This is a genomic window from Mesorhizobium sp. M7A.F.Ca.ET.027.03.2.1 (assembly GCF_003999175.1).
In the GTDB taxonomy this organism is placed as follows: Bacteria; Pseudomonadota; Alphaproteobacteria; order Rhizobiales; family Rhizobiaceae; genus Mesorhizobium.
The window spans coordinates 1-413 of the sequence record NZ_RZOM01001943.1 but is presented as its reverse complement, the minus strand read 5'-3'; the positions used below and the strand labels follow the sequence as shown (position 1 = coordinate 413).

Sequence of the window (413 nt, the reverse complement as noted above, 5' to 3'; positions counted from 1 at the left end):
TCGTCGATCTTCTGGGCTTCGGTGCGCGCCGCGGCGTCGGCGGCATCCTGCCTGGCCTTCTGGCTGGCCTTGCCCTTGGCATAGGCCGTCCAGACACCGGCAAGCGCGGCGCCAATTGCCAGAAGATACGGCCAGGCCTGGCCGAGCAGCGCGAGGGCGAGTGTTCCCATCTCATGTCTCCTTGGCCGGCGGCGCGACCATGCCGCGCGGGCCGTCACGGACTGCGTTGATGATGATCTTGGCCAGGGCAATGACGCCGCTGATCTGAAGCGCGGTGCGGTCGCTCACCCCGAGCAGCGTCCAGTCGAAGCCGGCGAGTGCGCCGCCGCAGATGATGGCGATCAGCGTGTTGAGGAGATTGTGCAGCGCATTGGTGTTGAACCATGTCATTGAAACAGGCTCCCGAACAAATC

1 protein-coding gene is annotated in these 413 nt (G+C 65.1%); it reads right to left on the bottom strand.

Going from position 1 to position 413, the window contains the following annotated elements; genetic code table 11:
* Positions 1-171: 171 nt before the first annotated feature.
* Positions 172-413, bottom strand: a 242-nt coding sequence (locus EN750_RS38890) for a hypothetical protein (RefSeq protein ID WP_210212825.1), incomplete at its 5' end; no start/stop codon positions are given.